At 37.0% G+C, this 14,538-nt stretch carries 16 protein-coding genes and 1 pseudogene; 14 read left to right on the top strand and 3 right to left on the bottom strand.

Translation table 11 applies throughout. From position 1 onward, the window contains the following. Nucleotides 1–9: 9 nt before the first annotated feature. The 10 genes from IGJ20_RS09765 to holA all read left to right on the top strand — a co-directional run bounded on the left by IGJ20_RS09765 (nucleotide 10) and on the right by holA (nucleotide 8,859). Complete coding sequence (locus tag IGJ20_RS09765; RefSeq protein WP_142425636.1) at nucleotides 10–1,134, top strand: CAP-associated domain-containing protein; 1,125 nt, start codon at nucleotides 10–12, stop codon at nucleotides 1,132–1,134. Then, nucleotides 1,131–1,565, top strand: coding sequence for a YlbF family regulator (locus IGJ20_RS09760; RefSeq protein ID WP_002356689.1), 435 nt, complete (start codon nucleotides 1,131–1,133; stop codon nucleotides 1,563–1,565). Before IGJ20_RS09765 ends, IGJ20_RS09760 begins: the two co-directional genes overlap by 4 nt. After that, entirely contained in the window at nucleotides 1,555–1,905 is a 351-nt protein-coding gene (locus IGJ20_RS09755; protein ID WP_002359714.1) for a YlbG family protein, read from the top strand. The genes IGJ20_RS09760 and IGJ20_RS09755 overlap by 11 nt, the downstream gene beginning before the upstream one ends. Nucleotides 1,906–1,964: 59 nt before the next feature. Continuing rightward, on the top strand, nucleotides 1,965–2,558 hold the full coding sequence (gene rsmD / locus IGJ20_RS09750) for a 16S rRNA (guanine(966)-N(2))-methyltransferase RsmD (RefSeq protein WP_002414371.1): 594 nt from the start codon (nucleotides 1,965–1,967) through the stop codon (nucleotides 2,556–2,558). Nucleotide 2,559: 1 nt separating this feature from the next. Then, complete coding sequence (coaD, locus tag IGJ20_RS09745; RefSeq protein WP_002356693.1) at nucleotides 2,560–3,051, top strand: pantetheine-phosphate adenylyltransferase; 492 nt, start codon at nucleotides 2,560–2,562, stop codon at nucleotides 3,049–3,051. Further along, nucleotides 3,038–4,108 carry a SepM family pheromone-processing serine protease gene (locus IGJ20_RS09740; protein WP_185935489.1) on the top strand — a complete coding sequence of 357 codons (1,071 nt, stop codon included), beginning with the start codon at nucleotides 3,038–3,040 and terminating at the stop codon, nucleotides 4,106–4,108. The genes coaD and IGJ20_RS09740 overlap by 14 nt, the downstream gene beginning before the upstream one ends. Before the next feature lie 62 nt (nucleotides 4,109–4,170). Then, the gene (locus IGJ20_RS09735) at nucleotides 4,171–4,848 is read left to right on the top strand and encodes a helix-hairpin-helix domain-containing protein (RefSeq protein WP_185935490.1); all 678 of its coding nucleotides are present in this window, start codon (nucleotides 4,171–4,173) and stop codon (nucleotides 4,846–4,848) included. Between the two features lie 122 nt (nucleotides 4,849–4,970). Continuing rightward, nucleotides 4,971–5,474, top strand: coding sequence for a ComE operon protein 2 (locus IGJ20_RS09730; RefSeq protein ID WP_129193705.1), 504 nt, complete (start codon nucleotides 4,971–4,973; stop codon nucleotides 5,472–5,474). 34 nt (nucleotides 5,475–5,508) lie between these two features. Beyond that, nucleotides 5,509–7,773 carry a DNA internalization-related competence protein ComEC/Rec2 gene (locus IGJ20_RS09725; protein WP_185935497.1) on the top strand — a complete coding sequence of 755 codons (2,265 nt, stop codon included), beginning with the start codon at nucleotides 5,509–5,511 and terminating at the stop codon, nucleotides 7,771–7,773. Nucleotides 7,774–7,830: 57 nt separating this feature from the next. After that, nucleotides 7,831–8,859 (top strand): DNA polymerase III subunit delta, encoded by a 1,029-nt coding sequence (gene holA / locus IGJ20_RS09720; protein WP_002364451.1) that lies wholly within the window; start codon nucleotides 7,831–7,833, stop codon nucleotides 8,857–8,859. A 51-nt stretch (nucleotides 8,860–8,910) separates the two neighbouring features. Here holA and IGJ20_RS09715 read toward each other — a convergent pair whose 3' ends face one another. Beyond that, nucleotides 8,911–9,852 (bottom strand): ketopantoate reductase family protein, encoded by a 942-nt coding sequence (locus tag IGJ20_RS09715; protein WP_142425640.1) that lies wholly within the window; start codon nucleotides 9,850–9,852, stop codon nucleotides 8,911–8,913. 168 nt (nucleotides 9,853–10,020) lie between these two features. On the opposite strand from IGJ20_RS09715, the gene IGJ20_RS09710 reads away from it, so the two are divergent. Further along, the gene (locus IGJ20_RS09710; protein WP_002382741.1) at nucleotides 10,021–10,578 is read left to right on the top strand and encodes an acyl-CoA thioesterase; all 558 of its coding nucleotides are present in this window, start codon (nucleotides 10,021–10,023) and stop codon (nucleotides 10,576–10,578) included. A gap of 86 nt (nucleotides 10,579–10,664) precedes the next feature. Here IGJ20_RS09710 and rpsT read toward each other — a convergent pair whose 3' ends face one another. Next, nucleotides 10,665–10,916: a 30S ribosomal protein S20 gene (gene rpsT, locus IGJ20_RS09705; protein WP_002356703.1), complete on the bottom strand. Its 252-nt coding sequence runs from the start codon at nucleotides 10,914–10,916 to the stop codon at nucleotides 10,665–10,667. A gap of 209 nt (nucleotides 10,917–11,125) precedes the next feature. On the opposite strand from rpsT, the gene IGJ20_RS09700 reads away from it, so the two are divergent. From IGJ20_RS09700 to IGJ20_RS09690, 3 genes and pseudogenes are all read left to right on the top strand, one after another. Next, nucleotides 11,126–12,160, top strand: coding sequence for an inorganic phosphate transporter (locus IGJ20_RS09700; RefSeq protein WP_002356704.1), 1,035 nt, complete (start codon nucleotides 11,126–11,128; stop codon nucleotides 12,158–12,160). Nucleotides 12,161–12,172: 12 nt separating this feature from the next. Further along, nucleotides 12,173–12,796 (top strand): DUF47 domain-containing protein, encoded by a 624-nt coding sequence (locus tag IGJ20_RS09695; protein ID WP_002356705.1) that lies wholly within the window; start codon nucleotides 12,173–12,175, stop codon nucleotides 12,794–12,796. An 18-nt stretch (nucleotides 12,797–12,814) separates the two neighbouring features. After that, a pseudogene (locus IGJ20_RS09690) lies at nucleotides 12,815–13,600 on the top strand (ChbG/HpnK family deacetylase). Nucleotides 13,601–13,638: 38 nt separating this feature from the next. Here the strand turns inward: IGJ20_RS09690 and IGJ20_RS09685 are convergent. Continuing rightward, on the bottom strand, nucleotides 13,639–14,469 hold the full coding sequence (locus IGJ20_RS09685; RefSeq protein WP_002356708.1) for an undecaprenyl-diphosphate phosphatase: 831 nt from the start codon (nucleotides 14,467–14,469) through the stop codon (nucleotides 13,639–13,641). Nucleotides 14,470–14,538 lie beyond the last annotated feature (69 nt).

Below are 14,538 nucleotides of genomic sequence, written 5' to 3'. Positions count from 1 at the left end.
GGGGAAAAAATGAAGCGATTTTGGGCCTTTACTGCTGTTTTTTTAACAGTTCTACTCATCGGATATTTAGAGCCAGTTTTTTTCCCTGCTGAAAAACCAACCGAAACAGCTCAAAGTGGGCGCTTATCCAGCGCTCACACCGCTGTTCCTCATGAAGAATTGCCAGCTTCTGGCTACGCAGCATACATAGGGAAAGATGTGGAAACCTTTATCCGCCAGTTTGGCAATCCTAAAGAAAAAATTAAAACAGGTCGTACGTATGAATTATGGACGTTCGGTTTGACGATGAATGATTACTTAGAAGTCAACGTTCGAGAAAATAAAGTCATCGCAATTAAGGCCTTTAACAATGACAAAATGATAGAACCGTTTAAGATAGATATGAAGCTTGCTGACTTGTCTGATTTAATGACGATTTATTCGAATTTTGCATTTAATTTTCATCATGAAGCTTACGATGTCGAGCTGATGGAAGAAGATATGAACTATCGACCACTGGTTGCTTTTGATAATGGCAGTTTTGCAGTGTTATTTTTTAATCAGCGGACAGGTGGTTTGATGGCAGTTAATTATGTCAATAAAGAAACGTTGCTCACGGAAATGCCGTATCAATTAAATGAAGGTTCTCCTTTGCCAGTTGATATAACGCAGTCAATGACCTTCGATCCTGTTCAAAGTAACCAAGCGATTTATGTCATGAATCTGGTTAAACAGCAAGAAAAGCAAGCTGCTTTTTCAGTTTCCACACAAAGTCAAAAAGATGCCCAAACATTGTATCAAACGCTGGCTAATCATATACCAACAATTTTGTCGGGAAATCGACAAGCAGAATTGTTACAAACGAGAGAGGAACATACAGCCATTCGTCCCTTTCATTTGACTAAGGACGAATTTTCTTTATTAGTTAAAACGAGCAAACTTTCGTTGAGAGAACCAGCAGGTATTTTCCAAGAACCTGTTTATGATAGTACCTTTACTATTTTGTCATGGTTTTCGGACCCGCAATATGATAGCTATTTTGCTGAGTCAGAAATGACAGAATTGGGCGTTGCCTTTTCCAACGAAGGTGTGTTAGTCTTATTAGAGAAACGACCAGAAAATAGGCAAATCACGGAGAGTAGTGAAAAGTTATGATTGTAACAGAACATTTATTTGCAATTGAAGATCAAACAGAATGCTTAATTTCAGCACTTTTAGAAAGTGATGCTGTTCAAAACTATAAAGAAACAAAAAAAGCTATGTATGCTTCGGCGGAAGTTGCTCAGTTACAAAAAGCATTTTTAGAAGCTAAGTCAGCCTTTGAACGAGTAGAAGCTTATGGAATTCATGCACCCGATTTTCGGGAGAAACAACGAGCCCTACGTAAAGCGAAGCGGGCGCTTGATTTAAATGAAATCGTTGCAAATTATCGTTTTGCTGAGACAAACGTTCAAACGTTGCTAGATACAATTGGTTTAAAGATTGCGCAACTAATTTCTGAAGATATTAAAGTAGATGCTGGAAATCCTTTCTTTGAACGAGGAAAGAAACATTCAGGTTGTGGAGGAAGCTGCCATGCAAGCTAAAGAAGAAAAAGAATTTACGCTTCAAGAGCGTCGTTGCCTAATTGTTTGGGTATACACATTAAAACCGTTAAAACAGTTACGCCGATATGGACTGATTCACTATGTTTCACGAAAAATGAAATATGTGGTGATTTACATGAATGAAGAAAATATTGAAAGTAACATGGAAAAAATTAATCAGTTACATTTTGTTCGTAGTGTCGATAAATCGTATCGACCAGATGTCGAAATGAATTTTGCTGAAAAAATTGGTACCAAAGCGGCTTATCAAGAACAAGAAGACGACGGCTATGTAGTAGAGGAATTATCTACAGAGATTCGCTTAGCAGAGAATGTCTAATGCAAAAGAGTGAGAAATGTTATGAGAAATTTCAAACATTTTTCACTCTTTTTGTTATAATGAATTATAAAAGAATGATTGATAAAGGAGTCGAAACAATGCGTGTTATTTCTGGAGAATATGGTGGCCGGCGCTTGAAAGCGTTAGATGGCGACAATACTAGGCCCACAACAGATAAAGTAAAAGAATCTATTTTTAATATGATTGGTCCATATTTCGATGGTGGAATGGCACTGGATTTATATTCAGGAAGTGGCGGGTTAGCGATTGAAGCTGTCTCTCGTGGAATGGATAAAAGTATTTGTATTGAAAAGAATTTTGCTGCACTAAAAGTAATTAAAGAAAATATTGCGATTACAAAAGAACCAGAAAAATTTGAAGTTAGAAAAATGGATGCTAATCGTGCCTTAGAACAGTTTTATGAAGAGAAGCTACAATTTGATTTGGTCTTATTGGATCCGCCCTATGCCAAACAAGAAATTGTTTCACAATTAGAAAAGATGTTAGAACGGCAATTATTAACAAACGAAGCCGTTATCGTTTGTGAAACAGATAAAACTGTCAAATTACCGGAAACGATTGGTACACTAGAAAAAACAAGAGAAACCGTTTACGGAATCACTCAAGTAACGATTTATCGTCAGGAGGCGTAGGATGCGTAAAATTGCTCTATTTCCCGGAAGTTTTGATCCGATGACAAATGGTCATTTAAATTTGATTGAACGCAGTGCGAAGTTATTTGACGAAGTCATTATTGGTGTTTTTATAAATACAAGTAAGCAAACATTATTTACGCCAGAAGAGAAAAAATATTTAATTGAAGAAGCAACTAAAGAAATGCCAAATGTGCGTGTTATCATGCAAGAAACCCAGTTAACTGTGGAAAGTGCAAAATCATTAGGGGCTAATTTTTTGATTCGTGGCATTAGAAACGTCAAAGACTACGAGTACGAGAAAGACATTGCTAAAATGAATCAACATCTGGCGCCAGAAATTGAAACGGTTTTTCTATTAGCAGAAGAACCATATGCACATGTAAGCTCCAGTTTACTAAAAGAAGTTTTACGTTTTGGGGGCGATGTGTCTGACTATCTTCCTCCCAATATTTATCACGCGTTAAAACAAAAGAAGAATGACTGGAGCTAAAATAATGAATAAAAAAACAGAGAAATTTTCGTTTAAATCACTCATTCCAATGATATTGGCATTGCTGCTAATTGGTTTGTTTATCGTCCCAATTCCTTATTATATTGAAGGACCAGGAACGACAGAAAATTTAAAAGAGTTTGTAACTGTTGATGGGAAAAAAGATACGCAGTCAGGTGCTTTTTATTTAACAACGGTGGGCATTCGTTCGGCCACTATTTTTTCTGCCATAAAAGCAAACTTTTCGGATTTTCAAGAAGTCATGTCCAAAAAAGAATTAATGGGAGATAGTAGTAATAGCGAATATAATCGAATTCAACAATACTATATGGATTCCTCAAAAAACGCCGCAATTGAGCAAGCCTTAAAATTAGCGAAGGTTCCATATGAGATGAAATTTAAAGGCGTCTATGTGTTAGCGATGGAAGACAACTCAAGTTTTAAAGGAAAAATTGAAGTTGGCGATACCGTGACAGGTGTGGATGGCAAATCTTTTAAAAGCAGTGAAGAATTAATGAATTACATTAAAGCACAAAAAGTGAATCAAAAAGTCACTGTTCAATTTATTCAAGATGGCAAAGCAAAAGAAGCGACCGGCAAATTAATTGAATTGCCAACAGATAAAAAAGCGGGGATTGGTATTGGTTTGACCGATCATACAGAAATTGATTCTTCTATCCCAGTATCTATTGAAGCGGGTGATATTGGTGGGCCATCGGCTGGTTTAATGTTTACTTTGCAGACCTATGAACAATTAAGTCATAAAGATTTACGTAAAGGTCATGAAATTGCTGGAACAGGTACGATGAACAGTCAAGGAATCGTTGGTAGAATCGGAGGCATTGACAAAAAAGTTGTAACAGCCAGTGAGAACGGTGCAGAAATTTTCTTTGCACCCGATGATGAAATAACTTCAGAAATGAAAAAAGTTGAGCCGAAAATCAAATCGAATTATCAAGAAGCACAAGAAGCTGCGAAAAAAATTGGGACAAAAATGAAAATTGTCCCAGTAAAAACGGTTCAAGATGCCTTGAACTATCTAGAAAAATTAAAATAAAAGTGTGCCTGGGCCAAAAATTACTAGTGATTTTTGGTCCAGGCGCATTTTTTTGTTAAAAAATGCGTAATTATATTTTGAAGGGAGGACAAACGATGGATTGGTTGAAACAGTTACCCAAAAAGTGGCTATTGCTAGGTAGTGGTGCGTCTATAGTTATTTTGATAACTCTATTAGTGGGCATTTATTTGATGGTTAATAAGGAGCCACAAGTAGACACCACAATGTGGGAGGAGACAAGTTTGACCACTACGGCAGAGGTCGCCACAGATGCTACAAAAGAAAGGGCAGAAACAATGATCTATGTTGATATTAAAGGCGCAGTGAAAGTACCAGGAATCTATCAACTAAAAAATCAGCAGCGAATTTGGGATGCTTTAGCTTTAGCTGGAGGCGTGAGCGAGGAAGCTGATACTGCCCAGGTCAATTACGCTCAAAAAGTAAAAGATCAAATGATTATTTACGTGCCCAAAAAAGGAGAAGCAGTGGCACAGTCATTAGAAACGCTGCAGGAATCGGCACCTGATCAGCAAAATCAGGAGGAAAAAATCAACCTTAATACGGCAACAGAAGCAGAGCTACAAACGATTTCAGGAATCGGTGCGAAAAAAGCACAAGAGATTATTCGCTTTCGTGACGAACAAGGACCGTTTAAAACCGTCAAGGAACTGAAAAATGTTCCAGGTATTGGAGAGAAAACAGTAGAACGTTTAAAAGACATGTTGACAGTGACTGGCTAACTTTTAACAGAAAATTCCTGAGAATTCTTGACTATGGGATGCGGATAACATACTATTTGTAATAAGATTAAATGATTTGGCAAATCGAACACAGGAGTCATTAAAAATAAAGGAGGTTTATTATGGAACGAATTCCATGGGACCAATATTTTATGGGACAAAGCGTCTTATTATCATTAAGAAGTACTTGCACACGGTTAACTGTCGGAGCAACCATTGTTCGCGACAAACGAATTATTGCAGGAGGTTACAATGGTTCAGTCAGTGGCGGAACGCATTGTATTGATGAAGGATGCTATGTTGTTGATAATCATTGCGTTCGGACAATCCACGCAGAAATGAATGCAATTTTACAATGTGCGAAGTTTGGCGTCCCTACAGAAGGGGCAGAAATTTATGTGACACATTTCCCTTGCCTGCAATGTACAAAGATGATTTTACAAGCAGGGATTAAAAAGATTTATTATTTAAAGGATTACCGTAATGATGCGTACGCCCTAAATTTAATTGAACAAGTAGGAGCCACGGTTGAAAAAGTGACTTTAGTACCAAAATATTTTGCCGAATTACAATGGGGAGAAGAATTTGCCACACTTGAGGACAATCCTTCCTCATCTGAGGAATAATTGGTTCTTCGTAGCTCTGCTGACTAGTTGTGGGCTGTGGTGTTTTTTCGCACCTAGTCTATTAGGAGCTCTTCTTTTTTCTATCACTGTTATCCGTATTGTCTGTACAAAAAGTTTTCCTGTTATATTGGGAGGTTTTTTGTGCAGTTTTTTAATAGTAGGGGGCATATTGATTTTCCAGTGGTTAAAGCCAGTCTCTTTGTTGCCTAAAGAAGTCCGCTTGTCAGTACAGCTAACGATATTACCAGATGAAATACAAGTCGATGGTGATCAAGTAAAATTTCCTGCCAATTGGATCGTAAAAGGCAAAAGGCAGAAAGTGATGGCATTTTATCAATTAAAAAGTGTGAAAGAAAAACAGCAATGGCAACAACTAACCACGACCATTCAGGCAACCGCTGTAGGTATTTTAGACTCGCCCCAAGGTCAAACCAACAAAAATGGCTTCAATTATCAACTATTTTTAAAGAATCAAGGAATCGAAGCTATTTTATTCATTGAGGAGATAGGACAACAGCGTTCCTTTTTTTCTTGGCGGTTTAAAGAAATCATTAGCGGCTGGCGGAAGTGGGCGATGGTACATATTCAGAAAAATTTTGCTGAGACTAGTGCAATGTATATGAATGCGTTGCTCTTAGGTTTTCGTAATGAAGAATTTGCTGAAATAAGCGATAAATTTTCAGCATTAGGCATTTTGCATCTTTTTAGTTTGTCAGGGATGCATGTTTCTTTTTTCCTTCGTTTATTTCGCTTGCTAATGCTAAGAATTGCTCGCCGAACGCAAGAAAGTTATTTTTTGTGGCAATGCGGTTTTTCACTGATATATGCTGGTTTAACAGGATTCTCAGTCAGTGTCATGCGGGCGCTTTTACAAACAAACCTCAATACGTTCAATCGACGGTTTAATTGGCAGGTTCCGGCCCTCGATTGTTGGAGTTTAACTCTCTTAGTGCACTTGATTGTTCAGACAACCCTCTTTTTTTCAGTCGGCGGTCAATTTAGTTACTTACTTTCCTTTGTTCTGCTGTTTTTAGAGCAAACATTGGTTGGTTATTCTTCGCCTTTCATTAAAAATTGTTTAGGCTCTTTCCTATTGGCTGTGGCTTCCTTACCTATTTTAGTCCAATCATTTTATGAATGGCCCTTGTTAGGAAGTTTCTTAACATTTCTCTTGTTACCAATTTTTGAACGGTTCTTGTTACCGCTTTTGACGTTGAGCTTTTTTCTAGTGATTATTATGCCAGCACGCTATTTAGCAGCCTCGCTCGAACCGCTATTTTTAACAATGAATGGCTTATTTGAGTGGGTGCTAGTTCACTTAAATCCGAAGCTGACCATCGGCTATTTAAATACTTGGATACAAATTAGTTTGCTATTACTAATCGGACTTTCAATGATTTATTTAGCAGACAAGTCTAAAAAAATTTTTTTCTCAATCGGACTACTAATTGTTTTGATAAATAGTAAATACCTTTCGCCAATTGGCATTGTTGCAATGATCGATGTAGGCCAAGGGGATAGTTTGTTTATCCAAGCGCCTTTTCACAGAAAAAATACACTGATCGATACAGGTGGTCGGTTGTCTTTTGACAAAGAAGCTTGGCGGCAACGGAAAAATAGTCGATCAGGAGCGGAATATTCAGTGATTCCTTTTCTCAAAAGTCAAGGAGTCAAACGTTTAGATGAAGTGATCATCACACACGCACATGAAGACCATTTTGGCGATTTATTAGCCATTGCGCAGAAGGTTCCAATTTCTGTTCTTTATTTTCCTAAAGGAGCAGCTGAAGCCAATTTTTCGTTTCGCCAAGTCTTGAAACAACTCCAAAAAAGCGGGACAGACTGTCGGCCAATTTTAGCGCCCAAGCGAATTAATGGGCCCGTTTCTTTTCAAATTTTATCACCAAATAAGAGCAGTATTGGGGGCAATAATGACTCGATAGTGTTTTCCACACAATTAGGCGGACGGCATTTTTTATTTACTGGTGACTTGGAAGCCGAAGGAGAAGAACAAGTGTTGGCTCGCTATCCCCAGTTGAAAATCGACATCTTGAAAGTCGGTCATCATGGTAGTAAAACGTCGTCTACTAAAAGATTTATCAAACAGCTTAATCCGCGAGAAGCATTGATTTCAGCTGGACTGAATAATCGTTTTAAACATCCTCATCAGGAGACATTAGCGACGCTGGAGGAGCAAAAAATAAATTATTATCGGACCGATCTTCAAGGAATGATTTATTATCAATGGTTACCTTGGCAAGGGCTTTCTAAAGCCAAATTTGTTAAAGAACAAGACTAGTATTTCCAGGAGTAACATGATAGGATAAACAAGAGAAACGAGAAAAGGAGCGAGCCAATGGAGTTACAAAAAGCTTTGAAAGAAGTGCGAGAGCAAAAAATCGCTCCAGTGTATTTATTAATAGGAACAGAACTTTATTTAACTGAATTATTTAAAACAACATTGATGAAAGAATTGTTGACGGAAGAGGATGATCAATTTAACTTTTTCTCATTTGATATGGAGGAAACACCTTTAAGTGCAGCGATTGCTGAAGCGGAAACAATTCCGTTTTTTGGTGATTATCGCCTTGTCTTTGTGGAAAATCCTTATTTTTTAACTGCCGAAAGAAAAACAAACGGTGTGGAACATGATGTCAATCTTTTATTGAATTATTTGGAAAGTCCATCACCAACAACTGTTCTTGTTTTTATGGCCTCATATGAAAAATTAGATGAACGCAAAAAAGTTACCAAAGCATTGAAAAAAAATGCCACAGTGGTTGACGTCAATCCAATGGATGAAAAGGCTATTCGTCAGTACATTTCTCAAACGATTGAGAGTGAAGGGTACACTATTCGCTCCGATGCTTTTGATTTATTACTTCAATTGACAGACTTGAACTTATCAAAAATTATGGGAGAATTACAGAAGCTGTATTTATATGCCCTTGAAACGAAGACAATTACACGAGGTGCGGTTCAAGAATTAGTCCCTAAGTCTTTGGAACATAATGTTTTTGACTTAACCAACGAAGTACTTTCTGGAAACAGTGAAAAAGCTGTTCAATTGTATGAAGATTTACTTTTACAAGGAGAAGAAACCATTAAGTTAAATGCAATCTTATTGAATCAGATTCGCCTTTTTCTACAAACAAAAATTTTGGCTAAGATGGGCTATCAACAAGCGAATATTGCTGATACATTAAAGGTTCATCCTTATCGAGTCAAGTTAGCGTTACAACAAGTCCGACGATTTGAATTGTCTCGATTAGAAAGACTTTATGATGAATTAGTTGAAAATGATTACCGCATGAAAACGGGCCAAATGGATAAAGAATTACTATTCCAATTATTTATTTTAAAATTGACTGCGCAAGCAAAATAAGAAAGTACCAGAGACAATCGTCATACAACGATTGTCTCTGGTACTTTCTTATTATTTAGCTCCTAATAGTTCTTCTTTTCCGTGAACAAGCTGTGTCAACATGGCACAGAAAGGTGTTGCTACGTTGTATTTTTGTCCTTTGCGCCAAACAGCACCATTAATGTAATCAATTTCTGTGAGACGATGATTTTTAATTAAATCTTGATACATAGACGGATAGTGCAAGCCAATACCGTTTGGATCATAAGTTTGAGCAATATGTGTATAGACTTCTGCTTGATCTAAATGAATGGCTTCTTTTTCTGCGACTGCTGCAAATTCACTGATTAATGTTTTAACAAGGGATTCACTAACAAGTAGTGCGCCAAATTCGGCAATGTTACAATCAAGGATTGTACACAAACCGTTTAGCGTGCCATTGACACAGGCTTTTCGCCAAATAGAGTAGCGAACATTGCTACTATAGCTTGGATTTAAACCAGCTTTTTGGAAGACATCAACGACTTCTAAAGCAAATTCTTTACCAGAAGGATCAATATTTTCTAATTCAATTTCGCCATCACCTAAAAGTTTAACACGTCCCGGTCCTTCTAAACCAGCTGTCCACATGGTAATGCCAACCAAGATGTTTTCTTTTGGTACATATTTTTCTAGTACATCTTCATGACCTAAGCCATTTAATAAACATAGTACATATGTTTTTTCGGTAATCATTGGTTGAATCGCTTTAAACATTGCATCTAATTGTTGTGCTTTGGTTAAAGCGATAATTAAATCTACTTGTTCATTTTGATGGTCAATTTCTTCTGGTGAGAAGATTGGTAGGTTCGCGACAACTTCTTCTCCGTTAAAATCAGCGATTAAACCATTTTTACGAATGGCTTCAATGTGTGCGGGCCATTGATCGATTAAAGTTACATCATTTCCGCCTTGATGCAACATAATTCCTAAACGGCTGCCCATAGCGCCGGCACCAGCAATTGCAATTTTCATGTGTATCCATCTCCTTAAAAGTTCTTTAACCGTTATTATTATACAGCAACTTTCCTAAAAATGAATAAATGGGACTTGCAAATTTGTTATTTTTTAAATGTTTCCTAAAAAGTAAGGATTGCATCAAATGGTAAAGTAAGCTAAAGTAAAGCGTGGAAAAGTTTATAAATGAAAGTAGAGGAATCGTTAATGACGAAAGAAAAATTTTGTCGAGAATCACGAGTGATTCAAACACATCGTGTATTTCCCTTTGATTTAAATCCCTTTGGTGCACTATTTGGTGGGAAATTAATGTCTTTAATTGATGACGCCGCATCCATTTCCGTTTCACGACATTGTCGGAGAGGGGCAGTTACAGCATCTTTAGATAACTTGAATTTTTTAAAACCTTTAAAAGAAAATCACTCAGTGTGTGTTGAAACGTTTGTTTCTGGCGTGCATCATAAATCGATGGAAGTATTTGTTAAAGTTGTAGGAGAAGATTTAACAACTGGAGAGCGTTATTTAGCGGCGACTTGTTTTACAACTTTTGTAGCCATTCCGTCTCATATGAATCCTGAAAGTGACTTCCAATTAGCGGCAGTCGTCCCAGAAACTGCAGAAGAAAAGTTGATTTGTTCCAATTATGAAACGAGACGACAACAACGTTTAGCTTTGCGAGAAGAGACTAAATTATTTAGTCAACATCTCACAACAGATTTACCGTGGATTGATTCACCTTTATAAAAAAATGTCCGAGTCTTTGTGAAAACAGACTTGGACATTTTTTGATGAAAAAAGAAGCTAACATGAATGCTAACTTCTATCTCACATTATTTAGCTAATTTGCTTAAACGAATTTTATCGCGGTTAGCTTTGTTTTTATGGATTAAACCTTTAGTTGCAGCCATATCAACAGCTTTAACAGCTTCGTTGTATAAAGCATCGACGTTATCAGCTCCAGCAGCTACAGCTTCTTCAAATTTCTTGATTGCTGTACGCATTGCGTTTGTTTGAGATGAATTTTTCGCATTCGCGTTAGCACTTGTACGTACGCGTTTGATTGCAGATTCGATATTTGGCATTTGTTTCACCTCCGATGATTTAGGTTTTACACTGGTCAGCCAATGTAATTCAACAGTAATCATTATACCTAATCCATTGTTCCATTGCAATAAAAGACGACAAGTTTTTTTCCTTAACAGACAATTTCAAGAAAAAAATAAGAAAATTTGCCAGAGCCTTAAGAAAAAAGCATACATTTTTTTAAAACATGCTATGATAAAATAGATAAATGAAAAATGGTGGTGTCTTTGTGAGTATTGCATTATTGGTAACGATTACTTTGGTAATGGGTGTAATTTTTGTTAACGGTTGGACGGATGCGCCGAACGCAATTGCAACCGCTGTCTCGACTCGGGTGTTAAAACCGAATGTCGCAATTTGGATGGCTGTTGTGATGAACTTTTTAGGTGCATTAGTCATGACCTTTTTTAATGCCCAAGTAGCTGAAACGATTAGCAACATTGTTAGTTTTGACGCAAATGGAAACGCTTCACAGGTGGCTTTGGCTGCTTCGCTTTTTTCAATTGTGGTTTGGGCAGTTGCTGCGTGGTATTTTGGTATTCCCACAAGTGAAAGCCATGCGTTAATTGCCGGCTTGACTGGTTCGGCAATGGCATTAGGTGGTTTGGGTGCAGTCAATGGCTCGGAATGGATCAAAGTGCTTGTTGGTCTAGTTGTTTCTACCGTTATGGGCTTTGGCGGCGGATATTTGATTGCCAAACTTGTTGTGAAAGCTTTCTCGGCTGTGCCTAGAAGAAAAGCCAACAAATTTTTTACAGTTGGACAAGCCTTTGGTGCAGGAGCTAATGCTTTTTTACATGGTGCGCAAGATGGGCAAAAATTTATGGGCGTGTTCATGTTAGTGCTTTTTTATAATAATTTAGTCGAAAAAACAGGTGGCGGTTTTGTGATTCCGTTATGGGTTATGGTTCTGTGTTCCATTACAATGGGCATTGGAACTTCTGTGGGCGGCATGAGAATCATTAAATCAGTCGGGATGGATATGGTAAAACTCGAACGCTATCAAGGCTTCACTGCAGATTTAAGCACGGCTATTTGTTTATTTTTAGCATCGGCTTTTGGGATTCCAGTTTCAACTACTCATACAAAAACGACAGCGATTATGGGAGTAGGTGCTTCTAAGCGAATCTCAAGTGTTGACTGGCGTATCGTGAAAGAAATGCTGATAGCATGGATTTTAACTTTCCCAGGATGTGGGCTGATCGCTTATGTGATGTCAAAATTATTTATTGCAATTTTTTAAGGAGAGAAAAACATGGCACGTAAAAAACAATTTGATTATTTTGGAGAATTAAACCAGTTAGCAACAAATGCTTATGAAGCGGCAAAGGTTTTGCAAGAAATTGTAGACAATTATTCATTAGAAAACTTAGTAAAAAAATCAGAAGCGATTCATCAATTGGAAAAAGAGAATGATGAAATTGTTCGCAAAATTTTAAATGAACTCTATATTTCCTTTATTACGCCGATTGATCGAGAAGATATTGTCGATATTACGGATCACTTAGATAACATTATCGATAGCATTAATAGTTTGTCTTATTTACTTGATCATTTAGTTGTCGAAGAAATGATTGCGCCCGCGCTAGAATTAACTGCTTATATTGTTAAAGCGACAGAAGGCGTTAAATCAGCAACGAAGGAATTTGCAAAATTTAAGAATTCCAAAACGTTAGTTTCATTGATTGATGAAGTGAATACGATTGAATCTCAAGGCGATAAATTATACAGTAGCGCCATGAAAGATTTGATGACTAACGAAAAAGATTTATTAAAAGTTATCAAGTGGAAAGATGTTTATGATCAGCTTGAGCGCACGATTAATGATTGTGAATCAGCTGTTAATATTATTGTCGGAATTGTCATCAAAAATACGTAAAGAAAAGAGGGGGAGCTGTTGGTTAAAGTAATTGTTGATGCTGATGATTTTGGGATGTCAGAAGCGATTAATCATGGCATTATCAAAAGTTATGTCGATGGTTTAACAACGTCGACACTTTTGATGCCCAATTTACCAACAGCAGAACACGCCGTTGCGTTAGCAAAAAATTATCCAGGCTTATTTGTAGGTCAGCATACGAATTTTTTATTAGGGAAACCTTGTGCGGACCCATGTATGATTCCTTCACTGGTAGATGAACAAGGCAATTTTCATCGCTCTTCTTATTATCGTCAACAAAAGCAAGTAACCTTCGTATATGAAGAAGTACGACTTGAAACGATTGCGCAATTGACGCGCTTTAAGGAACTAACTGGACATTATCCTGAACATTTTGATTGCCACTAGATTGGGGATGAAGTGGTTGATCAAGTATTTTTAGAATTAGCAGAAGAGTACGGACTTCATACAACCCTGAAATATAGTGGGGAAAAAGAATATCCACCGCAACAAGGTTATTTCCAGGTAACACATTTGTTAGAGTCTGGCGCGTTATCTTATATTCACGAAGGCGTATCAGTGGAGAATTTTTTAGAAGATGACTTTGGTTTATTATGGATGCCGGAATCGGCAATTGCTGAGATGCATTTTGATGTTGGGTATTTGGATCAATTTGTGTTAGATAATTCTTCATATACCACTTTACGCTGCAAAGAATTAGCAACAATTTGTGATCCTCGTGTTCGTCAGTGGTTTGAAGAACAGGGGATTGAGCGAATAACGTTTGGCGATTTAAAAAAATAAAACCGTTGCTTTCAACAGTGAAAGCAACGGTTTTATTTTTATGAGAATAACCAGTAGCCAATTAAAATCGCACCTAAAATTACACGATACCAACCGAAAACTGTAAAATCGTTTTTCTTCAAGTAATTCAATAAGAATTTAATCGCAATGATGGAAACAACGAAGGCAACAATAGAGCCAGTTAATAAAATAATGATTTCTTCTGATCCAAACGTATTTCCTTTGGCCAAGAATTTAAAGATTTTTAAAAAACTTGCTCCAAACATTACTGGAATTCCTAAGAAAAATGAAAACTCTGTTGCAACGAAACGTGAGGCCCCAATTAAGATTGCCCCTAAAATGGTCGCTCCTGAACGTGAAGTTCCTGGAATTAATGCCAGTACTTGGAAAGCACCAACGATTAAAGCGGCTTTATAAGTGAAGTCTTTTAGATTAGTACACTTCGGTGCAACATTTTTATTTCGTTTTTCAATGATAATAAAAGCAATCCCATAAACAATTAACATAATCGATACTGTTAAAAAGTTATAAAAATGTGCATCTAAATAATCATCAAATTTTAGACCAATAACTGCCGCTGGTAAACAAGCGACTAAGACTTTAGACCAAAGAATCCAAGTATCTTTTTTCTCTTCGCCATTTTTCTTTGGTGAGAAAGGATTCAATTTGTGGAAGTATAAAATAACAACCGCCATAATCGCTCCCAATTGGATAACGACGTTGAACATTTCCATAAAATCTTTACTTAGATCGAGTTTAATAAACTCATCCACTAAAATTAAATGTCCGGTACTACTAATTGGAAGCCACTCGGTAATTCCTTCGATAATACCAAGAATAATTGCTTTCCATAGGTTAGCAAAAAGCATGTCACCATTCCTTTCTGAAATAAATGCAAAATACATCAAGTATAAGTATACCCGCTGACAAAGTAAATG

The organism is Enterococcus sp. DIV0294, from assembly GCF_050558155.1.
Lineage (GTDB): Bacteria > Bacillota > Bacilli > Lactobacillales > Enterococcaceae > Enterococcus > Enterococcus faecalis.
This window is presented reverse-complemented; position numbering and strand designations above follow the sequence as displayed.